The following is a 20,816-nucleotide window of genomic DNA, read 5'->3' as shown; positions in this document are numbered from 1 at the left end:
CCCATGTCGTCACCCACTGACGCGCTGCAGCGGCTGCGGCTGGTGCACGAGGACGCCGTGCTCGCCACGCTGCGCGCGGCGGGCGCGCTGAGCCGGGCCCAGCTCACCGAGCGCACCGGCCTGTCCCGCAGCACGCTGTTCGCGATCATCTCCGACCTGATGGAACGCGGTGCGGTGATCGAGACGGACTCGGTGCCCGCCGAGCCGCGCGGACGCGGCAGGCCCGCCGCGTACGTCTCGCTCAACCCGGCCGCCGGCCTGCTCCTCGGCCTCGACCTCGGACGCGGGCGGGTACGGCTGGCCGTGGCCAACGCCGCCCACCAGGTGGTGGCCACCGCCTCCGCCTCCCTGCCGGAGGACGCGGCCCCGCTGGAGGAGGCCGAGGCGGCGATCCGGCTGACCCGGGAGATCGCCGCCGAGCGCGGCATCGGCCTGGGCGCGCTGGAGGCCGTCGGCCTCGGCCTGGTCGGCGTCGTGGACGAGAGCCCCACGCCGGCGCCCCTCGACGTTCCCGGCATCCCGCCGACGCTGCCGGCCTCCTACCTGCCGGTGGCCCGGCGGGTGGCCGAGGAGTTCGGCGTGCGGGTGGCCGTGGACAACAACGCCAGGCTCGCCGCGCTGGCCGAGGCCACGTGGGGCGTCGGCCGCTCGGTGCGCGACATGGTCTACGTACGCTGGTCGGTCGGCGTCGGCGGCGGCTTCATCGTCGCGGGCCGGCTGCTGCGCGGCGCGCACGGGGCCAGCGGCGAGATCGGCCATGTCTCCCTCGACCCCGGCGGCGAGCCCTGCCACTGCGGCAGCCGCGGCTGCCTGGAGGGCGGCATCGGCGGCCAGGGCCTGCTCAGGGCGTGCGCCGCGCGCGGGGTACGGCTGTCCGGCCTGGACGCGCTGGTCGCGGCCGCCCAGGACCGCGTGCCGGCGGTGTGCGAGGTCATCGTCTCGGCCGCGGCCGACCTGGGCCGGGTGCTGGCCGGCACCGTCGCCCAGCTCGACCCCGCGCTGATCGTGGTGGGCGGCGAGCTGGCCGGCCTGGGCAGCCTCGTCCTCGACCCGATCCGCGACGCGGTCGCCCGGCTGGCGCTGCCGCGCTCCCCCCGGGAGATCGCGGTCGCGCAGGCGGACCTGGGGGTGAACGCCTCGGCCATGGGGGCGATCGCCCTCCTCGTCCACGAGGAACCCTCGATCCCCGCCCACCTCCGCCCCTTGACCCCCTGACCCGCCCCACCCCAACCGCTCCTCGTGTTCCGCCGCCCCTCGAACCCCGCACTCACCTCACCCGCCGCCCCTCGAACCCCGCCCCGCTTCGGCCCCCTTTTACGCAACCCCCGACACACCTGCACCGCCCGGAAGGACCCCCGACGATGACGAGCCCCGAACCATGACCGCCGTGACCGTGACCGACCCTCCCCCGGCCCGCAGGCGGCGCCTGGCGCGCCCCCGCCGCACGCTCGTGCTCAACGCGGCCGCCGTCGTGGCGGGCCTGGCCGTCTGGAGCGGGCTGTCGCTGACCGGCATCCAGGGCCTGTCCAGCCCGGCCGAGGTGGCGGCCCGCGCCGCCGAGCTCGTCTCCGACGGCACCCTCCCCGCCGACCTGCTGGCCAGCCTGCGCCGCGTGTTCACCGGCTTCGCGCTCGGCACGGCGCTGGCCGTCCCGATCGGCTTCCTCATGGGCTGGTACGCCACCGCCCGCGCGCTGATCGAACCGTACGTCCAGTTCTTCCGGACGATCCCGCCGCTGGCGATCATCCCGCTGGCCATCGTGCTGATGGGCATCGGCGAGACGCCGAAGATCTTCGTGATCTTCCTGGCGGCGTTCCTGTCGAGCGTGGTCTCCACCTTCCAGGGCGTCCTGGACGTCGACCGCACGCTGATCAACGCGGCCAGGGTGCTGGGCGCGGGCGACCGGACGATCTTCCTGAAGGTGATCGTCCCGGCGTCCACGCCGTTCATCATCGTCGGCATGCGGATCGGGCTGGGCGCGGCCTGGGGCACCCTGGTCGCCGCCGAGCTGATCGCCGCCCAGGAGGGCCTGGGCTACCGCATGCAGCAGGCGCAGCTCTACTACGACCTGCCCACGATCTTCGTCGGGCTGATCAGCATCGGCGTGCTCGGCCTGGTCATGGACCGGCTGCTGCTGCTCGCCGAGCGCCGTTTGACCGGATGGCAGGAGCGCCGATGACCCCCAAGATCTCCTTCGAGTCCGTCTCGAAGACCTTCCCGCTCAAGGACACCGAGTTCGTCGCCCTCGACCGGGTCGACCTCGACATCGCCGACCGCGAGTTCGTCACCGTCGTGGGCCCGTCGGGATGCGGCAAGAGCACGCTGATGAGCATGGCCGCGGGCCTGACCGAGCCGGGCACCGGACGCATCCTCCTCGACGGCGTCCCGGTGACCGGCCCCGGCCCCGAGCGCGGCGTGATCTTCCAGCAGTACGCGCTGTTCCCCTGGCTGACCGTGCGCAAGAACGTCGAGTTCGGCCTGAAGCTGGCCGGCCTGCCCGCCGGCGAGCGCAGGCGGCGGGCCGAGCACGCCATCGAACTGGTGGGCCTGACCGACTTCGCCGACGCCCTGCCCAAGACGCTGTCCGGCGGGATGAAGCAGCGCTGCGCCATCGCCCGCGCGTACGCGGTGGGCCCGCAGGTCCTGCTCATGGACGAGCCGTTCGGCGCGCTCGACGCCCTCACCCGGGTGCAGTTGCAGGACCAGCTCCTCGACACCTGGAGCAGGGAACGCCGCACGGTCATGTTCATCACCCACGACGTGGACGAGGCGGTCTACCTCGCCAACAAGGTCGTCGTCATGGCCGCCCGGCCGGGCCGGATCCACCGCGTCATCGAGGTGGACCTGCCCTACCCGCGTACCGAGGAGATCCGGCTGTCGCCGGAGTTCGCCCGCATCAGGAACGAGGTCTGGCACTCGGTCTACCACCAGGACGCCACCGTCTGACGGACCCCGACGCGGGCGGGGACGGCTCCCGAGGGCCCGGTGTCGCCCGTACGCGCCTGCTCGGCCGCCGACCGGGCCGCCGCCGCACCGGCGTTCCACCTCCTGGACTCCACCGGCCTGGTCACCGGCGTGGCCGGGAGCGCCCGGTACGCCATGGCCGCCCGCGACCCCGCCATCAAGGCCATGGGACGCGAGAGCGCCGCCGCCCTGCTGGCGGGGGACTACCGGCGGGCCTTCGACGCCCACACGGCGCTGCGCGACCTGTGCCTGATCACGGGCGTGCCGCGCCGCTGATCACTCCTCCGCCGCGGGCGGGAGCCGGAGGGCGATGATGGCGATGTCGTCCAGCCCGGTGCTGGGCAGGCCGCTGAGCACCTGGTCGCAGAAGCCGTCCAGCGGTTCGGCGGCCAGCGACTCCGCCACCCGGCGCAGGCGTTCCAGGCCGAGGTCGAGGTGCTCGCCCGACCGCTCGATGAGGCCGTCGGTGTAGAACAGCAGCGTGCTGCCCGGCGGCAGCGGCTCGGTCTGGGAGGCGCGGGTCTCGTCGTCGGCGAAGCCGAGCAGCGGGCTGAGGGCCCCTTCCAGGAAGCGTCCGTGACCCTGGGCGGTGACCAGCAGGGGCGGCGGATGGCCGGCCACCGCGAACCGCAGCTGGTGGCCGCCGTCGCACGCCTCCACGCGGGCGAACACGCACGTGGCCGTGACGTCGCCGAACAACGACTCCATCGCGACGTTGAGCCGGGTCAGGATCTCGCCGGGCGGCTCGCAGCGGTCCATCGCCAGCGCCCGCAGCATGTTGCGCAACTGGCTCATCAGGACGGCCGCCGACAGGTCGTGCCCGGACGCGTCGCCGATGACCAGCGCCAGGACGTCGTCGGGCAGGATGAAGGAGTCGTACCAGTCGCCGCCCACCTCGGCGGCGCTCGGGCTGGCCCGGTAGCGGGCCACGATCCGCAGGCCGGGCAGCCGCGGCGGCTCGGCGAGCAGGCTGTACTGCAGCGCCAGCGCGACCTGCTGGGTGCGCTGGAAGCGGATGGCCCGGCTCAGGGCGTCGTGGGCGTGGCCGAACATGTTGCTCAGCAGCGTGATGTCGGCCCGGCTGATCGCGGCCCGTTCGCCGCACGTCACCACCGCGACCACGGCGGGGACCGTGCCGTCGACCACGACCGGCAGGATCAGCATGCTGTTGGCGCCGCTGGCCGTCAGCCAGGCGCGCGTGCTCGCCGGCGCCAGGTCGGGCGGCGGCGATCCGGCCGGGAACGTCTGCAGCACGGGACGCCGCCGGCGTACGGCCGTCACGAAGGTGTTGCCTTCGTCGAGCTGCTCCTCGCTGTACGGCGACTGCGGCACCAGCCCGCGACGGGCCGCGCTGACCAGCCGCTCGACGACGAACGGGGCGCCGCCATGCCGCTCCCCGGTGAGGTCGGTGACGAGATAGACGCCGCAGCCGTCGGCCAGTTCGGGCACGATGACGTCGGACAGCGCGCCGAGCATCTCCTCCAGGCTGCTGAGCTGGGCCGTGGCGGCGGCGGCGCTGTCGAGCAGGCGCTGCCGCCGCTGCTCCTGCCACTGCTCCTCGATGTCGGTGCACGACCCCACCCACTCCACGACCTCCCCGTTCTCGCAGATGGGCACGGCGCGCATCTCGAAGTGCCGATAGGAGCCGTCGGCGGTGTGCAGCCGGTAGACGTGCTCCCAGGTGTCGGTGGCCCTGCTGACCGCCCGAACCCACGACCTGATCGTGTCCTGGCGGTCGTCGGGATGGACCATCTTCAGCCAGCCCTGGCCGCGGTGCCCCTCCCACGACTGCCCGGTGACCCGCTCCCAGCTCGGGCTGGGCTCGTGCACGTAGCCGTCGCGGGTGGTCACCCAGATGATCTGCGCGCTGACCTTCATCAGGCTCTCGTAGCGGCGCAGGATGCGGCGGCGTTCCTCGGCGATGGCCTCGATCCGCCGCGCCGCGGTGACCTGGTCGGTCACCTCCATCACCACTTCCAGCACGCCGTAGTCGCCCGGTCCGAAGACGACCCGCGACAGGCTGGAGGTGAAGAACCGCCCCTCCTGGCCTTCGAGCCCGCCGACGACGTACTCCGGCTCGGCCGTGGTGACGAACGGCTCGCCGGTGGCGTAGACCCGGTCGAACTGGGCGCGGAAGTGCACGTCGACGAACTCCGCGAACGCCTGCTCGACCGGCAGCCCGGTGCGGTGGTGGGCGAACAGGGAACGGTAGGCGGCGTTGGTGTAGACCAGCCGGTGGTCAGGGCCGCGCGCCACCGCCACGCCCATCGGCGCCGGTTCCAGCACCTCGAACGCCAGCCCGCTGCCTGCGGGCTCGCCGTCAGCCCCCATCGTGACCTCCCCCGACGGCCACCGCCTCCCCCACCCCTACCCGCTCGCGATCCGCCCCGAACGCCCGCCGCCGGGCCGGTCAGCCCTGGTCACCCGGCGGGATCAGGCCCGACTGCTCCTCCAGGTAGGCGATGGCCCCGACGCTCTCCTCGGCGAAGAACACCAGCTCGGTGAGGGGCAACGGCAGGAAGCCCTCCGCCTCCATGCGCTGGAACTGCTGCTTCAGCCCGTCGTAGAAGCCCGCGGTGTTCAGCAGCACGACCGGCTTGGTGTGCAGGCCGTGCTTGCGCAGCTCCAGGATCTCGGTGGCCTCGTCGAGCGTGCCGCTGCCGCCCACCATGATCACGAAGCCGTCGGCGCGGGACAGCAGTTGCGCCTTGCGCTCGGCCAGGTCGCGGGTGACCATCATCTCGTCGGCGCCCGGCCGGGCCTTGTGCGCCAGGAACTCGACCGAGACGCCCACCAGGCGGCCGCCGGCCTCCTGCACACCGTCGGCCATGACCTTCATCAGGCCGGTGTCGGAGCCGCCCCACACCAGGGTGTGGCCGCCCTTGCCGATGAGCTCGGCGAACTCGCGGGCGGGACGGGTGTAACGCTCGTCGAGGTCGGCGGCGGAGCAGAAGACGCAGATGTTCACGCCGTAACTGTAGGCGAACCGGTCCAGGCCAGGGCACCTGTGAAGGATCTCCCCAAGATCCGTCGAGCCCGGTGCCCGGCCGTCACACCGGGGGTACGTCCTGGTCCATGAAGAAAGCCATCAACGTGTGCTTCGGCGTGGACGTGGACGCCGTGGCGGGCTGGATCGGCTCGTACGGCGGCCAGGATTCACCGAACGACATCCAGCGGGGCGTGTTCGCCGCCGAGGTCGGGACCCCGAGGCTGCTGCGCCTGTTCGCCCGCGAGGGGATCAGGACGAGCTGGTTCGTCCCGGGACATTCGGCGGAGTCGTTCCCCGACCAGATGCGGCGGATCGTCGAGGCCGGGCACGACGTCGGCGCGCACGGCTACATGCACGAGAACCCGGTCTCGATGTCCGCCCAGCAGGAGGAGGACGTCCTGGCGCGCAGCCTGGAGGTGCTGGACCAGGTGTTCGGCGTCCGGCCCCGCGGCTATGTGGCGCCGTGGTGGGAGATGTCCGCGCGGACCGTCGAGCTGCTGCTGCGCTACGGCTTCGGCTACGACCACTCGCAGTCCTACCGCGACTTCCAGCCCTTCTACGCCCGCAAGGGCGAGCGGTGGACGCGCATCGACTACGAGCAGGCCGCCTCGACCTGGATGAAGCCGCTGGTGCCCGGCGAGGAGGTGGACCTGGTGGAGTTCTCGGCGAGCTGGTACCTCGACGACCTGCCGCCGATGATGTTCATCAAGAGCCCGCCGAACAGCCACGGCTTCGTCAACCCGCGCGACCTCGAACAGCAGTGGCGCGACCAGTTCGACTGGGTCTACCGCGAGCTGGACTACGCGGTCTTCCCCATCACGCTGCACCCCGACGTCAGCGGGCGTCCCCAGGTGCTGCTGATGCTGGAGCGGCTCATCGCGCACATGCGCGGGCACAAGGGCGTCACGTTCATGTCGATGGCCGAGGCCGAGATCGACTTCCGCGCCCGCTACCCCTTCGGCGGGCGGGCGCGTCCGGCCGACATGCACTGAGCCGTCCCCGGCCGCGCGCCGGGGACGGCTCGGGGTCCTCACGCCCAGGGCGGGCTGACGACCCAGCTCACGTCGGCGGCCCAGGAGGTGGCGCTGTCGAAGACGTGCGAGCCGCCGTTGCTCGCGACGTAGACGGTGTTGTCGTAGTGGCGCAGGAACCGGTCGGGGAAGTTCGAGGAGGCGAACGACGTGCCCTGACCGCTCTTGCCCGCCTGCGGGCAGAAGGTGGCGTCGGCGGCGAACAGCGCGCTGCCGTCGTTGTGCTGCCGGTAGAGCTGGTAGTTCTGGTGCCGCAGGTAGTCGCCCGGGTAGTTCCGCGACTCGAACGACACGCACGAGGCCCCGGCCAGCCCGCCGCGCACGATCCAGGTGGCGTCGCTCCTGTCCACCGACGAGCTGCCGGAACCGATCACCGACGTGACCACCTGGTCGTTCTGGTGGCGCAGGTAGCGGGTGGTGCAGCAGGCCGTGGTCGCGCGCAGCGAGATGGACGCGCCTGGGGTGAGCGTCCCGTCCGAGCCGCCGCCCGTCGTGGTGTACCCGGCGGCGACGATGCCGGCCTGCACGGCGTTCTCGGTGGCGTTGGAGGGGTAGCCGGAGGTCATCACGCCCTCGTAGAAGGTGCCCGCGGAGCCGTTGCTGTTGTCGCCGCCGATGCCGAGGATGATCGCGCCCTCCTTCTTCATGGGGTTGTAGCCGGGGGCGTTGGGGCGGGGGCCGTCGTAGTAGGTGGACAGGGCGCCGGACTGGGCGTTCCCGGCGCGGATCGCCCAGTGGTTCGGCTCGCCCTTGACGATGGCGGTCAGGTAGCGGTGGCTCACGCTGGGGTCGTTCGCGTTGTAGCCCGGGTTCACGCCGGAGAACAGGCCGTTCTCCAGGTCGGCCATGACCCAGGGGCCGTTGCCGGTGCCGTAGCCCCAGACCTTGATGTCGCCGAAGTAGATGGCCTCCATGGTGCCGTTGCCGTTGTCGCGGCTGTTGGTCTCGGCGTTGCCGTAGTCGAAGCAGCAGCCGCCGTTGTGGTGGGTGCCGTCGAAGACGGCGTACATGCCTTCGGGCTGGTCGCCCTTGGCGACGCCGTTGGTGTTGTTGTTGCGGTAGCCGGTGCCGGGGGTGACACGGACGCCGTACGCCTTGTGGCCGTTGATCATGGTCGGGGCGGCGGTGGCGATCGCGAGGTTGTCGTACCCGCCGGGCGCCGGGCCGGGGAACCCGCCGGGGGGCGCCTGGGTGAGGTGGTTACCCCGTCCGGACTGGTCGTAGATGACCGTGATGACGCAGGTCGTACCGGCGCAGAACGTGTCCTGGGCGGCGGCGTCGGCGTAACCGCCCACGCCGAGGAGGCCGATGTTGCGAGTGGCGTTGTCGGAGGAGCGGCGCACCTGGTAGAGCGAGCCGTTGTAGGCGGCGTACAGGGCGCGGGTGGTGCTGTGCGCCGCCACGCAGGGCGTGCCGCCGGCGGCGTAGATGTCGCACGACTGCTGGGTGGCGGCCTGGGACGTCGCGGGGGCGGCGGCGAGCAGCCCGGCGACGAGCGCGACGGCCGTTCCCGCCTTTTTGAGAATGGTTAATCCGGACCGGGACATCATCAATGAACCTCTGCCTTTCAGGGGGGCGCCGAGAGAATTTGACGCAGGGAAACACGCGCGCGGACGCGCGCAGCCTTATGCCCGTTGACCTGCGACAAACCGACGGGGACGAAAAGGAAGTTACTCTGTTATCGCTAACATTTTTGGCGCTGCGAGCCTCCGGATATATGCAAGAGAGTTGACCGGCCCACTATGAAACGAAATCACGCGGCCCGTCAAGTTCTTCGCCGTGTTTCACCGGGGACGGCTCACGCCGTTTCGGACAGGCGTACCACCACGAGGGCGCCGGGGCTGGAGGAGCCGGATCGCGACCGGCCCGCGTAGGCGTCCGCCCGCATCCGGTGGGTGCCGGCGGGGCCGACAGGGAGAGTGCCGGCAGCGCGATTCCTGTGCGCGGACCGTTCACGGTCACCTCCCGACGGGAGCCTGGCCGGGTGGGGGCGAGGGTGATCAACACATTCTCAACGGGGGCTCAACATCGGCGGGGGCAGGCTGGCCCGGCCTTCGCCTTCACCTCACCACGGAGCCGGGATGACCACTGTCACGTCACGGGACGACCTAGAACTGGAATCGGCGTACGAGGCTCCGCGCACCGACGTCGAACGACGGCTGGCCCGCCTGTGGTCGGCCAAGCTGCGCGTCGCGCCCGTCGGCATCGAGGACGACTTCTTCGAGCTGGGCGGCGACTCGCTGCTGGCGGCCGACGTGCAGTTCGCGATCGACCGCGAGTTCGGGTTCGAGGTGCCCGCCTGGACGCTGTTCCTGTCGCCGACCATCGCCGAGCTCGCCGAGGTGATCGGCTCGCCGGCCCCCCTCGACCATGCGTGACCTCGCCGACCCCGGCCTGTTCGAGGCGGGCGGGCAGCACGAGACCTGGCGGTGGTGGCGCGAGAACCACCCGGTGCACCGGCACGACCGGGGCTTCTGGTCGGTCACCCGGTACGCCGACGTGGACCGCGTCCTGCGCGACCACACGTGCTTCACCAGCGAGCGCGGCACCCTGCTCAACCTCCTGGGCCGCGACGACCCGGCGGCCGGGCGGCAGCTCGCCGCCACCGACCCGCCCGAGCACGACCGGATGCGCGCCCCGCTGCAGAGGGTCATGGGCCTGCGTTCGGCCGCGGCCCACGAGCCGTCCGTCATCGCGGCGATCACCGGGCTGCTCGCCCCCGGCCTGGACGGGCCGGAGTTCGACCTGGCCACCGCCGCCCGGGGGCTGCCGCTGGCGCTGGCCGGGCCGCTGCTGGGGCTGCCGGAGGACGACCGTCCGCGCCTGCTCACGCTGGTCATGGCGGCCAGCGCCGAGGACGACCCCGACTACCAGGTCGCCGGCGACGCGTCCGGGACGCTGCGCCGGGCGCACCGCGAGCTGTTCGCCTACTTCCTGCACCTGGTACGGGAACGCGCCCGCACCCCCGGCGAGGACCTGATCAGCCTGATGCTGTCGGCCGACGGCGGCCGGATGGACCCCGGCACGGCCGTCTCCAACTGCTACAGCCTGCTGCTCGGCGCGAGCGTCACCCTGCCCAACGTGGTCAGCTCGACGGTGTTCGAGCTGGCCCGGGGCGGCGGCTACCGCGCCTGGGCCGCCCGTCCCGAGCTGCTGCGCGGCGGGGTCGAGGAGGCGCTGCGCTGGGCGTCGCCCGGCAGCCACTTCATGCGGCACACGACCCGGCCGGTGCGGCTGTCCGGCGTCGACCTTCCGGCGGGCGAGCCCGTGGTCGCCTGGATCGGCTCGGCCAACCGCGACACCGCCGTCTTCGCCGACCCGGACACCTTCGACCCGGCCCGTACGCCCAACCGCCACCTCGCCTTCGGCAGCGGACACCACTACTGCATCGGATCCCACCTGGCCCGGCTGACGCTGCGGCTGTTCTTCGCGACGCTGTTCGCGACCTTCGCCGACGTCGAGGTCGCCGGCGAACCGGTCCGGGTGCGATCCACCTTCCTCACCGGCTTCAAGAAGCTGGTCATCTCGGGAACGCCCAGGAGAGGCCGATGACGACAGAGATCCCGTTCACCTACGCCCAGCAGTTGCTGCTCGGGCTGGAGCAGGCCGTGCCGGGGAGCGTGGTCAACTCGACGTTCATCGTGCGGGCGGCCTACCGCGTGGAGCACGAGGTGGACGCCGGCGTGCTGCGCCGGGCCGTGGACGACGTCGTGGCCAGGCACGACGCCCTGCGCACGACCGTGTCGCGCGACCCGGACGGCGGCGTCCGGGCGCGGGTGCACGAGAGCGTGCCGGGCCGCCTGCTGGTGCACGACGTGGACGACGAGGACGCCTTCCTCGCGGCGGCCACCGGCTCGGCGTACCCGCCGCAGGAGCCGCCGCTGCTGTGGGTGCACCTGGGCCGGTGCGAGGACGGCACGAGCCTGCTGGTGATCGTCACCCACCACCTCGTCTCCGACGCCTGGTCGCTGCCGCTGCTGGCACGCGACCTGTCCGACGCCTACACCGCCCGGCTGCGCGGCGGGCCGCCGCCGGATTCCGGCGTCATGGGGTACGCCGAGGTCGCCGCCGACGACTTCTCGCCGTCCTGGGAGAAGACGATCACCGACGCGCTGCCGTACTGGAAGGACCGGCTGGACGGCGTGGCGGAGCTCGCCATGCCGGTGCCGACGCCCGGCAGGCGCGGCGACCAGCGGACGTGCCGCTTCACCGTGCCCGGCCCGCTGTGGCGGCGCCTGGGCCGGGCGGCCCGCCGCCGCAGGACCACGCCGTTCACCCTCCTGCTGACCGCGTTCACCGCGTCGGTCTGGGCCGGGCACGACGACGCCGTCGTGCCGATCATCACCGCCGGGCGCAAGCCGTCGGAGTGGTACACGGCCGGGTTCATGCTCAACCTGCTGTGGTTGCGGATCACCACCGGTGACCCCGCCGACCTGGACGAGCTGAGCCGCCGCGCCGACGAGGCGTGCCGGGCGGCCTACCGGCACGACGTGCCGCTGCTGCGGGTGCTGCCCGAGGCGCCGGAGCTGGCGGCCGTGATGTTCGACCCGTCGGAGGTCGTCGAGCGCACCTTCCCGGTGTTCCAGCTCATCCCGAGGACGCCGTTCGCCCCCACCGCCGAGGACCCGGCGCTGCTGCTGACGCCCGTGCCGGAGGAGCGGCAGCCCGCTCCCGTGATGCCCGTGCACCTGCTGTGGTCGATGCGGGTGGACGAGGAGGTGGTCGGCATCGTCTCCTACGAGACCGCGATGTTCGGCCGGGACTGGGTGGAGGAGAAGGTCGCCGGGTTCCTGCGCGTACTGGAGCGGCTGGCCGATGCTTGAGCTCATCGAACCGCACCTGGGCCGCGAGGCCACCGCGATCGCCGACCGCGAGGGCGAGCTGTCCTACCGGGACCTGGACCGGCTCAGCGCCGGGCTCGCGCGGGTGTTGCTGGACGCGGGTCTGCGTCCCGACGAGCCCGTGGTGATCCATGCGCATCTGTCCCGGTGGGCGGTGATCGGCATGCTCGCCGTCCTGCGGGCCGGCGGCCGTTACGTGGCCATCGACGCCGCCTTCCCCTTCCAGCGGCAGCAGGACGTGGCCCAGGCGTGCGGGGCGCGGATCGCGCTCATCGAGCCGGACATGATCGTCCCGCTGACCGGCCCGGCCCGGCGCGTCGAGATGGCCCGTACGGACCTGCCGGACGGGCCGGTGCCCGCCACTCCGGCGCGGCTCGCCTACACCTGCTTCACCAGCGGCTCGACGGGCACGCCCAAGCCCGTCACCGTCTCGCGGGCCGCCCTGGCCTGGTCGACCTCCGCCCGGCTGGCCCACTACGCGTCGCCGGTCACCGGGTTCCTGCTCTGCTCGTCCATCTCGTTCGACAGCTCGGTCGCCGGGATCTACTGGACGCTGGCCTGCGGCGGCAGGCTGGTCATCCCGAGCCAGCGCCCGTCCGACCTGGCCGCCGCCGCGCGCTTCGCCGTCGAGCACCGGCCCTCGCACCTGCTCATGGTGCCGTCGTTCTACGGGCTGGCGCTCCGCAACGGCCTGGCGGAGGCGTTCGGGTCGCTCGGCACGGTGATCGTCGCGGGTGAGACGTGCCCGCCCGCGCTGGTCGGCGAGCACTACGCCGCGCTGCCCGGCGCGGTCCTGCACAACGAGTACGGCCCCACCGAGTGCACGGTCTGGAGCACGGTCCACCGCTGCCTCCCCCAGGACGCGGAGGCGTCCCGGGTGCCGATCGGCCGCCCGGTCCCGGGGGCGCGCGTGTCCATCGCCGACCCCGGCCCGGACGGCGTCGGCGAGCTGGTGATCTCCGGCCCCGGCCTGGCCGAGGGGATCGGGGACGCCTACCGCACCGGCGACCTGGTCTCCCGGCGCCCGGACGGGGAGTTGCTGTTCCACGGCCGCGCCGACCACCAGCTCAAGCTGGGCGGCGCGCGGATGGAACGCGCGGAGATCGAGCACGCCATGGCGGGCTTCCCCGGCGTGCTGGCCGCCGCAGTCGGGGTCGCGCGGGCCGGCTCCGGACCGGCCCGGCTGAAGGGCTACCTCGTCACCGGCCAGGACCGGATCGACCGCCGGGCCCTGCGCGCCCACCTGCTGGACCGGCTGCCGATCGTGGCCGTCCCGACGGTGTTCCAGCGGCTGGAGTCCCTGCCGCGCCTGCCCAACGGCAAGGTCGACTACCAGGCCCTCGACGGCGGCTGACCGCCTCCCCGGGATGATGAGGGGCGTTCCTTACGCGGTCGCAGGGAACCGCTCACGGCCGGTCAGGCAACAACTGTTGTCCTGATTCATCGCCGAAAGGCCACAAAGTGAGGGCCCCGAATCATCCGGAAGGTGATGACGCCTCCCATGTCCAACGCTCCCTCTACGAACCGGAAGCCTTCGCCGAGCTGTTCCGCCGGCACGCCTCCAGATCATCGAACCCGCTCCCGACGGGAACAGCTTCTCGGTGGCCCCGCACGACCAGTCGGCGGAGGTGGGTGGCCGCTGGATCGTGTGGGCCGCTGAGCCGTACCGGCTGGGCGCGGTACGGCTGCTGGTGTCGGAGAAGCGCGTGCCGAAGAACCCGGTGACCGGCAACTGACCCCGCGTCTCCTCCCGCACCTCTCGCCGCTCCCCGCTCGCCATGATTTAAGACGAAATGATGGCGCGGGCGCGCACATAGGCAGAGGTGTCCGAACAAATGATTCGATGAGGAGATTCGCCATGGGAACCGCCCGTGGATGACGAGCGGTCGGCCAAGTTCGAGGCCGCCTACAACCGGGCCTACGGCCAGATCACCGCCTACGCCGCGCGCCGGTGCGACTCGCCTCAGGACGCCGCCGACGTGGTGGCCGAGACCTTCACCGTCGCCTGGCGCCGGGTGGACGAGCTGCCGGAGGGCTCTGAGGCCACCCTCTGGCTGTACGGGGTGGCGCGCAAGGTCCTGGCCAACCATTTCCGGGGCGACAACCGGCGCAGGGAGCGCACGGCCGAGCTCGACGCCGAACTGGCCGACCTGTACGGCCACTCCCCCGACACCCAGGTCGAGCTGGACGCGATCGGCCGGGCGTTCAGGAGCCTGCCCGACGACGACCGGGAGCTGCTGTCCCTGGTCGCGTGGGAGGGGCTGGAGCGCGAGGAGATCGCGAAGGCGCTGGGGCTGTCCCGCAACGCCGTACGCATCAGGCTGCACCGCGCCCGCAAGCGCCTGTCGCGCGCCTTGACGTCGGCGGGCGTGCACGTCACCGCAGACAGCCGGCTGGTCCCGGCGGAGAGGCCGTTGGGAGGAGCGCTGTGAGGAACGCGGAGAAGAACACCGAGAAGACCCTGGACGAGATCGAGGCGATCGGGAGGTTGGCCCGGGTCGCGCCCGGCGAGCGGGGAGGCGAGCCGTCCGGCGCGGGGGCGCGGGCGCTGCTGGCCGCGATCACCGCCGAAGAGCCGGGCACTGCACCGGGCACAGCACCGGGCGCGGCACCGGGCGCGGCCCGGCCGGGGTGGCGTGGCATCAGGCCCAGGCGGCCGGCGTTCGGTGTCGCCGCCGCGGTCGCGCTGGCCGCGGGTGTGGTGGCGGTCCCGATCGTGCTGACGGGCGGCGCGCCCAGCTCGTGGGCCGTCAACCTGGACGAGGGGATGGTGACGATCCAGATCCGCGACTTCGACGACGCCTCCGGGCTGGAGAAGCGGCTGAAGGAGCTGGGCGTGCCCGCGCTGGTGGACTACGTGCCCAAGGGCATGATGTGCCGCGAGCCGCGTGGCAAGGACGTGGAGAACATCCCCCGCGGCATCTACAGCCTGCCGGAGAACATCCCGGGCGAGTCGGAGGGCTGGCAGATGCGCATCAACACCAAGCTGTTCGGCCCGGGGCAGACGTTCGTCTGGACGCTCAGCGGCAAGGGCGGTCTGACCTCCACGTACCTGATGGAGGGCCCGGTGGCGCCCTGCGAGCCCGTGCCCATCCCCACGGTGAAGCACGAGGAGCCGGAGTTCCGCGCCATGAGCACCAGCGAGCTGGGAGGTCTGCGGGTGGACGAGAAGACCGTCGGCGAGGTGCTGCCCCAGCTGAGGAAGCTCGGCCGGAAGGTGATCTTCGCGGTCATCACCGTCCCGCCCGGCAACCCGGGAGGGTTCGGCATCGACCACACCCAGAGCACGCCCGTCGGCGACCACTGGGTCGTCTGGGACGCGGAGCAGAACGCCAAGGGGGTGATCCAGCTGCTCGTGACGGAGGAGCGCCTGGACAAGAACCCCGTCTACGGCGGCCCCCGCGACGCGATCATCAAGGACTGACGACTCGCCCCTCCGCGCCTCCCGGGGAGGCGCGGAGGGCGCTCCATCAGGGCCTTCCGTGGTCGAGCGGCGGGCGTCGGGGTGCGGTGGTCACCAGGCGAGGGGGCCCTCGGCGTCGAAGTAGCCTCCGGTGGGGCCGTCGGGTCCGACCTGGGCCATGCGCACGATGATCTCGGCGCCCCGCTCGACGGTCTGCCGGCCGCTGTTGCCGTTCAGGTCGGTACGGGTGAAGCCGGGTTCGACCGCGTTGATCCGCATCCGGGGAAACGCCTTGGCGTACTGGACGGTGATCATGTTGACCGCCGTCTTCGACGCCGGGTATGCGACGCCCGGGTAGGGGTGGCCGGGGCTGCCGGGGTCGCTCATCCGGGAGAGCGAGGCCAGGCCGCTGCTGACGTTGACGACGACCGGCGCGCCGGACCGCCGCAACAACGGGAGGAACGCGTGAAGGACGCGCACCATGCCGAAGACGTTCGTCTCGAACGTCCGCCGCATCATCTCGGCGGTCAGCTCCGCCGCGCCGGCCACCTCCTGGCCGTCCACCATCTCCACCTGGATGCCGGCGTTGTTGACCAGCACGTCCAGCCCTCCACCCGCCTCGACGGCCCGCGCCGCCGCCGCCACGGACGCGTCGTCGGTGACGTCCAGCGGCACCGCCCGCGCGCCCAGCCGCTCGGCGGCCCGCCGCCCACGTCCGGCGTCCCGGCTCGCGACGTAGACGGTGTGCCCCGCGCCGACGAGCCGCCGGGCGGTCTCGAACCCGAGCCCCTTGTTGGCCCCTGTGATCAGTGTCGTCGTCATGGCGGAACGCTAGGAATTGAAGCGCGCTCGAAGTCAATCCGCCCGGAATACCGGGTGACGGTCAGCGTTTGAGGTAGGCCAGGACGGCGAGGACGCGGCGGTTGTCGTCGGCCGAGGGGGCGATGCGGAGCTTGGCGAAGATGTTCGCGGTGTGCTTGGCGACCGCGCTCTCGCTGAAGTGCAGAGCGGCGGCGATGGCGACGTTGGACCGGCCCTCGGCCATCATCTCCAGCACGTCGAGCTCGCGCGCGGTCAAGCTGTCGATCATGCCGCGCGCCTGGCTGCGGGACAGCAGTTTGGTGATGACCTGGGGGTCCATCACCGTGCCGCCCGCCGCGACCCGGCGGACCGCGTCGACGAACTGGGCGGTGTTGGTGACCCGGTCCTTGAGCAGGTAGCCCACGGCGCCGTCGCCGGTCGCCAGCAGCTCGTTGGCGTAGAGCTGGTCGACGTACTGGGACAGGACCAGGACGGGCAGGCCGGGACGGCGGCGGCGCGCCTCCAGCGCGGCCTGGAGGCCCTCGTCGGTGTACGTGGGCGGGAGCCGTACGTCCACCACGGCGATGTCCGGCTCGTCCTCCAGCAGCGCCCGCAGCAGGGACGGGCCGTTGTCGACCGACGCCACCACCTCGCAGCCGTGTTCGCGCAGAGTCCTGGTCAGCCCGTCCCTCAGCAGGAAGAGGTCTTCGGCGAGGACAACGCGCACGGGATCTCCAGGGTCGCAGTGGTCGGCCCGCCGGGCGGGCTGTGCAGGGTGAGGACGCCGTCGAAGGATTCCAGACGGCGGCCGACCCCGCGCAATCCGGTGCCCTTCGCGGGGTCGGCGTCGCCCCGGCCGTCGTCGGTGACGGTGACGCACAGGCGCCCGCCGTCGTGATCGAGGACGATGGCGACCTCCCGCGCGGCGGCGTGCTTGGCCGCGTTGGCGAGCAGTTCGCCGACCGCGAAGTAGGCCGCCGACTCCACCGGCGAGGGCAGGCGCCCGGTCAGCCCGACCTGGACGTGGACGTCGAGGAAACTGTCCAGCGCCAGCGACCTGACGGCGTCGCCGAGTCCCCGGTCGGCCAGGACCGGCGGCTGGATGCCGTGTACCAGGTTGCGCAGGTCCTCCAGGGCGCGGGCGGAGGTCTCGCCCACCTCCAGCAGCAGTGCGCGGGCGGCGGCCGGATCGCTGTCGAGGAGCCGGGTGGCGCTGTCGAGGGTCAGGCCGAGGGAGACCAGCCGGGCCTGGGCGCCGTCGTGCAGGTCGCGCTCGATGCGCCGCAGCTCGGCCGCCTGCACGTCGAGCACCTGGGCCCGGGTGTCGGTCAGGTGGGCGATCCGCCGGACCATCTCGGCACGGCGTGGCACCGACAGCAGCAGCCGGGTCCACCGGGCGTGCAGGCGCAGAACCGGCGGGGCCAGCAGGAGCCCGGCGGCCATGAAGGCGACCCCCAGCACGAGGGCCGCCAGCATCGTCGTCGTGTCGTGCACCGGGACGAACGCGTACCAGTTGCCGTCGCCGAGCAGCCGCCACACGAACGGCTGCACCAGCGCGCCGAACGCCCCGTACCAGAGGAAGGCGAGCGGGACGGCGACGAGGACGCCGCCGGACCAGGGCTCCAGCCAGGCCCAGACCAGGTCCCGCCAGAACCCGTCGGCGGCCAGGATCGCCCCCGCCCGCCTGCGCCTGCTCCAGGAGCGGTCGCCGGCGAACGGTTCGGGCGGGGTGACGCGCGTGCCCGTCCATCGGGCGGCGCGGGCGCGCGAGCGGTCCGACAACGACCGCAGCGCCGTCGCCCCGGGGACGAGCAGCCAGAAGCCGGCGCCGATCGGCAGCAGGAGGAGAGCCAGGACGACGAGCGACCCGACCGCCGACACCGCCACGGCGAGCAGCCCCGCGAGCTGGCAGCGCGCCACGGCGACCAGCGCCCTCTTCGCCCTCATCGAACGTGGATTCTAACCGGTGCCCTCCACACCCAGAGCAGCGCCGCCAGCAGGCACGCCACGCCGAACAGCGCCACCGGCGCGACCGCGCCCGCCTCCTCGTCCATGAACAGCAGCAGGCCGAGGTTGATCAGCGTGTGGAAGCCGCCGGTCAGCAGCAGCCGGTGGGCGCGCACCCGTTCCATGGCCAGCCCCATCACGACCGACATCGACACCGTCGCCAGCAGGAACGCGGCCGCGTACGCCGGGCCCAGGCCGAACACCGGGACGTGCCACGCCCCCCACAGCACGCCCACCACGACCGACGCCGTCAGCGGGCCGATCCGGCGGCGCAGCAGCGGTTGCAGCAGGCACCGCCAGCCGATCTCCTCGGCGCACGCCCCGATGAACTGCGCGACCACGATCAGCGCGAACGGGCTGCTCAGCGCCCCCGGCGCGGTGAACCGCGGGTCGCCGGTCAGCAGGCCGTACGCGCCGACGCACAGCACGATGATCAGCGGCGCCGTGGCCGGCAGCGCCACCCCGGCAACACCGACCCGGTCACCACGGCCGATGCTCCCGGACAGAACCTCGCGGGCCGTGCGCGGCCACAGCAGCGCGACGGCCGCCACGCCCAGGGCCGGGCCGAACTGGGTCAGCTGGATGACCTCGGGCGGGATCGGCGTGCCCGCCTGCCAGGCGCCCAGAAGCCCCGCCGCCGCCAAGGCGACCACGGCGAACACCCCGGCCGGCGCCGCCACGCCACGGGCCGTCCCGCGTTCTGTCCTCACCATGTTGTACTCACACTTTCGTCGAACCGGTAGAACCAGGACGACGATGCCGCCCGGTCCGCACCCGTTCAATGCATCTGTCCCCTCGGCAGGGGTGGACCCAGGTACACCCCCCGCCCTCGCCAGGACCGGTCGCGGTTGGCCCTGGCCGACCATCTCTGCCAAGATCACCGTGTTTCGCCCGCCTTGACCGAGGAGCCCTGTGGACAGGAGACGTTTTCTCACCCTGACCGGTGTCGCCGGACTGGCGGCCACCACAGTGGCCGCCACAGTGGCCGCCACAGTGCCCGCCGGGCCCGCGCTGGCGGCGGCCTATCCGTCCGCGGACGCGGGCCTGACCGCCGAGGCGCACGCCAAGCTGGTCGAGCTGGCTCCCTACGGCGTCACGGCGCTCGCCTTCACCCCGTCCGGCGGCTGGGTCGTGGTCACGCAGGACGGGCGTTACTTCGCCCGCGGCATCCCCGACGCCTGCTTCACGGAGCTGGGGGCGCTGGTCAAGGCCGCCCGGAAGATCAACGCCATCGCCTTCCCGCCGGAGGGCGGCGACCGCTGGGTGATCACCACCGACAAGGGCGTGTCGGCGCGCGGCCTGCCCACGGCGTGCCTCAGCCGGATCAAGGCGTACTACACCGCCGGGCAGCAGGTCGTGGACGTGGCCTTCCCGCCCGCCGGCGGCGACCGCTGGGTGGTGGTCGCCGCGAACGCCTTCCAGGCGAACGGCGTGGACGACGAGTGCTACCAGATGATGCGCAACCTCACCCAGGGCGGCCGCCGGCTGACCCGCGTCGCCTTCCCGAAGGCGGGCGGCTGGGCGCTGGTCGCGCAGGACGAGTTCCACGCCCGCGGCGTCCCCGACGCCTGCTTCAAGCAGATGAAGACCGTGGCCGGCGGCGGCTGGCAGCTGCACAACCTGGCCTTCGCGCCCGGCGGCGGCTGGGCGCTGGGCTCCCGGGGCAAGGCGCCCGCGCTGCCCGCCGACCGGGTGCGGCAGTTCGAGAACGCGGTCGGCGGCTCGACCATCTGGCAGCGGATGAGCGCGTACAAGACGCCGGGCGTGGCGGTCGCGGTGGTCGTCGGCAACAAGATCGCCTGGTCCGCCGGCTACGGGCGGCTCGCGGCCGGCGGCGCCGCCGCCACGCACCCGGAGAGCGCGTTCCAGGCCGCCTCCATCAGCAAGGCCGTGACCGCGGTGGGCGTACTGCGCCTCCTCCAGACGCGCAAGATCGCGCTCACCGCCGACGTCCGGCCGCATCTCGGCTGGACGCTGCCGGCCCGCTCCTGCGTCTCGCCGACGGCGACGCCGACCGTCGAGCAGCTCCTGACGCACCGGGCCGGGGTCGTCGGGCGCGGCTCCACCTCGCCCGCCGGGGCCTGCTCCGGCTTCGACGCCTCCGGCGGCGGCTTCGCCGGGTACGGCGCCTCGGCCACGGTCCCCTCACTGCTCCAGGTCATGAACGGCGAGGGCAACTCCCCCAGGATCGAGCTGTCCACGGAGCCGGGCGCCGAGTACCACTACTCCGGAGCCGGGTACGTGCTGCTGCAGCGCATGGTGGAGGAGCTGACCGGCACGTCGCTGGCCGACTACATGACCCAGGAGGTGTTCGCCCCGCTGGGGATGGCGGGCAGCTCGTACGCGCTCTCCCCCGCCTTCGAGCTCGCCTCCGGCCACACCTCCACCGGGACGGTGATCCCGGGCGGCCACAACCGTTACCCCGAGTCGGCCGCCGCGGGCCTGTACACGAACGTGCTGGACCTGTGCCGCCTGGTGTCCTACCTCAACCGGGCCTGGACCGCCGGCGGCGACATCGCCGGCCCGCTCAGCCGCGCGTCCGTGCGCACGCTGCTCACCCAGGGCCCGCAGCCCGGGATGGGACGCGGGCTGTTCATCGCCGGCTCCGGCACCCAGAACTTCTCCTACACCCACGACGGCTCGAACTACGGCTTCAAGTCGGTGTTCAAGGGCTATCCGGAGCTGGGCGCGGGCTACGCCGTCCTGGCCAACGGCAACGACACGGCGCTGGTCAACGAGGTCGCCGCGGCCGTCAGGTCGGTCTACGGCTGGGCGTAGGG

Annotated in this window: 20 protein-coding genes; 13 read left to right on the top strand and 7 right to left on the bottom strand. The window is 72.6% G+C overall.

The annotated features are described in order from the left end of the window. The first annotated feature begins 3 nt into the window (after positions 1–3). The 4 genes from ACIHAD_RS21390 to ACIHAD_RS21375 all read left to right on the top strand — a co-directional run bounded on the left by ACIHAD_RS21390 (position 4) and on the right by ACIHAD_RS21375 (position 3,240). Entirely contained in the window at positions 4–1,215 is a 1,212-nt protein-coding gene (locus tag ACIHAD_RS21390) for an ROK family protein (protein ID WP_397356272.1), read from the top strand. Between the two features lie 163 nt (positions 1,216–1,378). Further along, a complete protein-coding gene (locus tag ACIHAD_RS21385; protein ID WP_397356271.1) occupies positions 1,379–2,179 on the top strand; it encodes an ABC transporter permease in 801 nt (266 codons plus the stop codon). Continuing rightward, complete coding sequence (locus ACIHAD_RS21380) at positions 2,176–2,946, top strand: ABC transporter ATP-binding protein (RefSeq protein WP_397356269.1); 771 nt, start codon at positions 2,176–2,178, stop codon at positions 2,944–2,946. Before ACIHAD_RS21385 ends, ACIHAD_RS21380 begins: the two co-directional genes overlap by 4 nt. A 39-nt stretch (positions 2,947–2,985) precedes the next feature. Next, entirely contained in the window at positions 2,986–3,240 is a 255-nt protein-coding gene (locus ACIHAD_RS21375) for a hypothetical protein (protein WP_397356267.1), read from the top strand. On the opposite strand, the gene ACIHAD_RS21370 is transcribed toward ACIHAD_RS21375, so the two are convergent. Continuing rightward, positions 3,241–5,295, bottom strand: coding sequence for a SpoIIE family protein phosphatase (locus ACIHAD_RS21370; protein WP_397356266.1), 2,055 nt, complete (start codon positions 5,293–5,295; stop codon positions 3,241–3,243). Positions 5,296–5,374: 79 nt separating this feature from the next. Further along, positions 5,375–5,932: a TIGR00730 family Rossman fold protein gene (locus ACIHAD_RS21365; protein ID WP_397356265.1), complete on the bottom strand. Its 558-nt coding sequence runs from the start codon at positions 5,930–5,932 to the stop codon at positions 5,375–5,377. Between the two features lie 107 nt (positions 5,933–6,039). Between ACIHAD_RS21365 and ACIHAD_RS21360 the strand changes: the two genes are divergently transcribed. Then, positions 6,040–6,945 (top strand): polysaccharide deacetylase, encoded by a 906-nt coding sequence (locus ACIHAD_RS21360; protein ID WP_397356263.1) that lies wholly within the window; start codon positions 6,040–6,042, stop codon positions 6,943–6,945. A 38-nt stretch (positions 6,946–6,983) separates the two neighbouring features. On the opposite strand, the gene ACIHAD_RS21355 is transcribed toward ACIHAD_RS21360, so the two are convergent. Further along, positions 6,984–8,534 (bottom strand): alpha-L-arabinofuranosidase B, encoded by a 1,551-nt coding sequence (locus tag ACIHAD_RS21355; RefSeq protein WP_397356262.1) that lies wholly within the window; start codon positions 8,532–8,534, stop codon positions 6,984–6,986. A 531-nt stretch (positions 8,535–9,065) separates the two neighbouring features. Here ACIHAD_RS21355 and ACIHAD_RS21350 point away from each other — a divergent pair. The 7 genes from ACIHAD_RS21350 (at position 9,066) to ACIHAD_RS21320 (ending at position 15,249) form a co-directional block, all read left to right on the top strand. Continuing rightward, positions 9,066–9,362, top strand: a complete 297-nt coding sequence (locus ACIHAD_RS21350; protein WP_397356261.1) for a phosphopantetheine-binding protein — start codon at positions 9,066–9,068, stop codon at positions 9,360–9,362. Next, entirely contained in the window at positions 9,355–10,536 is a 1,182-nt protein-coding gene (locus ACIHAD_RS21345) for a cytochrome P450 (protein WP_397356260.1), read from the top strand. The genes ACIHAD_RS21350 and ACIHAD_RS21345 overlap by 8 nt, the downstream gene beginning before the upstream one ends. Beyond that, positions 10,533–11,807: a condensation domain-containing protein gene (locus ACIHAD_RS21340; protein WP_397356259.1), complete on the top strand. Its 1,275-nt coding sequence runs from the start codon at positions 10,533–10,535 to the stop codon at positions 11,805–11,807. Before ACIHAD_RS21345 ends, ACIHAD_RS21340 begins: the two co-directional genes overlap by 4 nt. Beyond that, complete coding sequence (locus ACIHAD_RS21335; RefSeq protein WP_397356258.1) at positions 11,800–13,179, top strand: amino acid adenylation domain-containing protein; 1,380 nt, start codon at positions 11,800–11,802, stop codon at positions 13,177–13,179. Before ACIHAD_RS21340 ends, ACIHAD_RS21335 begins: the two co-directional genes overlap by 8 nt. Positions 13,180–13,426: 247 nt before the next feature. After that, complete coding sequence (locus ACIHAD_RS21330) at positions 13,427–13,561, top strand: hypothetical protein (RefSeq protein ID WP_397356257.1); 135 nt, start codon at positions 13,427–13,429, stop codon at positions 13,559–13,561. 135 nt (positions 13,562–13,696) lie between these two features. After that, the gene (locus ACIHAD_RS21325; RefSeq protein ID WP_397356256.1) at positions 13,697–14,257 is read left to right on the top strand and encodes an RNA polymerase sigma factor; all 561 of its coding nucleotides are present in this window, start codon (positions 13,697–13,699) and stop codon (positions 14,255–14,257) included. Then, the gene (locus tag ACIHAD_RS21320) at positions 14,254–15,249 is read left to right on the top strand and encodes a hypothetical protein (RefSeq protein ID WP_397356255.1); all 996 of its coding nucleotides are present in this window, start codon (positions 14,254–14,256) and stop codon (positions 15,247–15,249) included. The genes ACIHAD_RS21325 and ACIHAD_RS21320 overlap by 4 nt, the downstream gene beginning before the upstream one ends. A gap of 90 nt (positions 15,250–15,339) precedes the next feature. On the opposite strand, the gene ACIHAD_RS21315 is transcribed toward ACIHAD_RS21320, so the two are convergent. From ACIHAD_RS21315 to ACIHAD_RS21300, 4 genes are all read right to left on the bottom strand, one after another. Then, positions 15,340–16,050: an SDR family NAD(P)-dependent oxidoreductase gene (locus ACIHAD_RS21315; RefSeq protein WP_397356254.1), complete on the bottom strand. Its 711-nt coding sequence runs from the start codon at positions 16,048–16,050 to the stop codon at positions 15,340–15,342. Between the two features lie 61 nt (positions 16,051–16,111). Continuing rightward, positions 16,112–16,756, bottom strand: coding sequence for a response regulator (locus tag ACIHAD_RS21310; protein ID WP_397356253.1), 645 nt, complete (start codon positions 16,754–16,756; stop codon positions 16,112–16,114). After that, a complete protein-coding gene (locus ACIHAD_RS21305; RefSeq protein ID WP_397356252.1) occupies positions 16,720–17,976 on the bottom strand; it encodes a sensor histidine kinase in 1,257 nt (418 codons plus the stop codon). The genes ACIHAD_RS21310 and ACIHAD_RS21305 overlap by 37 nt, the downstream gene beginning before the upstream one ends. Continuing rightward, positions 17,973–18,749, bottom strand: a complete 777-nt coding sequence (locus tag ACIHAD_RS21300; RefSeq protein WP_397356251.1) for a lysostaphin resistance A-like protein — start codon at positions 18,747–18,749, stop codon at positions 17,973–17,975. The genes ACIHAD_RS21305 and ACIHAD_RS21300 overlap by 4 nt, the downstream gene beginning before the upstream one ends. A 199-nt stretch (positions 18,750–18,948) precedes the next feature. On the opposite strand from ACIHAD_RS21300, the gene ACIHAD_RS21295 reads away from it, so the two are divergent. Continuing rightward, on the top strand, positions 18,949–20,814 hold the full coding sequence (locus ACIHAD_RS21295; RefSeq protein WP_397356250.1) for a serine hydrolase domain-containing protein: 1,866 nt from the start codon (positions 18,949–18,951) through the stop codon (positions 20,812–20,814). The last annotated feature ends 2 nt before the right edge of the window (positions 20,815–20,816 follow it).

It is taken from the genome of Nonomuraea sp. NPDC052265 (assembly GCF_044547985.1).
GTDB lineage: Bacteria > Actinomycetota > Actinomycetes > Streptosporangiales > Streptosporangiaceae > Nonomuraea.
This window is presented reverse-complemented; position numbering and strand designations above follow the sequence as displayed.

Bases quoted from the DNA above. Each gene is read 5' to 3' on its own strand.
- ACIHAD_RS21390 (WP_397356272.1), top strand. From the start codon at position 4: ATGTCGTCACCCACTGACGCGCTGCAGCGGCTGCGGCTGGTGCACGAG.
- ACIHAD_RS21385 (WP_397356271.1), top strand. From the start codon at position 1,379: ATGACCGCCGTGACCGTGACCGACCCTCCCCCGGCCCGCAGGCGGCGC.
- ACIHAD_RS21380 (WP_397356269.1), top strand. From the start codon at position 2,176: ATGACCCCCAAGATCTCCTTCGAGTCCGTCTCGAAGACCTTCCCGCTC.
- ACIHAD_RS21370 (WP_397356266.1), bottom strand. From the start codon at position 5,295: ATGGGGGCTGACGGCGAGCCCGCAGGCAGCGGGCTGGCGTTCGAGGTG.
- ACIHAD_RS21360 (WP_397356263.1), top strand. From the start codon at position 6,040: ATGAAGAAAGCCATCAACGTGTGCTTCGGCGTGGACGTGGACGCCGTG.
- ACIHAD_RS21355 (WP_397356262.1), bottom strand. From the start codon at position 8,534: ATGATGTCCCGGTCCGGATTAACCATTCTCAAAAAGGCGGGAACGGCC.
- ACIHAD_RS21350 (WP_397356261.1), top strand. From the start codon at position 9,066: ATGACCACTGTCACGTCACGGGACGACCTAGAACTGGAATCGGCGTAC.
- ACIHAD_RS21345 (WP_397356260.1), top strand. From the start codon at position 9,355: ATGCGTGACCTCGCCGACCCCGGCCTGTTCGAGGCGGGCGGGCAGCAC.
- ACIHAD_RS21340 (WP_397356259.1), top strand. From the start codon at position 10,533: ATGACGACAGAGATCCCGTTCACCTACGCCCAGCAGTTGCTGCTCGGG.
- ACIHAD_RS21335 (WP_397356258.1), top strand. From the start codon at position 11,800: ATGCTTGAGCTCATCGAACCGCACCTGGGCCGCGAGGCCACCGCGATC.
- ACIHAD_RS21315 (WP_397356254.1), bottom strand. From the start codon at position 16,050: ATGACGACGACACTGATCACAGGGGCCAACAAGGGGCTCGGGTTCGAG.
- ACIHAD_RS21305 (WP_397356252.1), bottom strand. From the start codon at position 17,976: ATGAGGGCGAAGAGGGCGCTGGTCGCCGTGGCGCGCTGCCAGCTCGCG.
- ACIHAD_RS21300 (WP_397356251.1), bottom strand. From the start codon at position 18,749: ATGGTGAGGACAGAACGCGGGACGGCCCGTGGCGTGGCGGCGCCGGCC.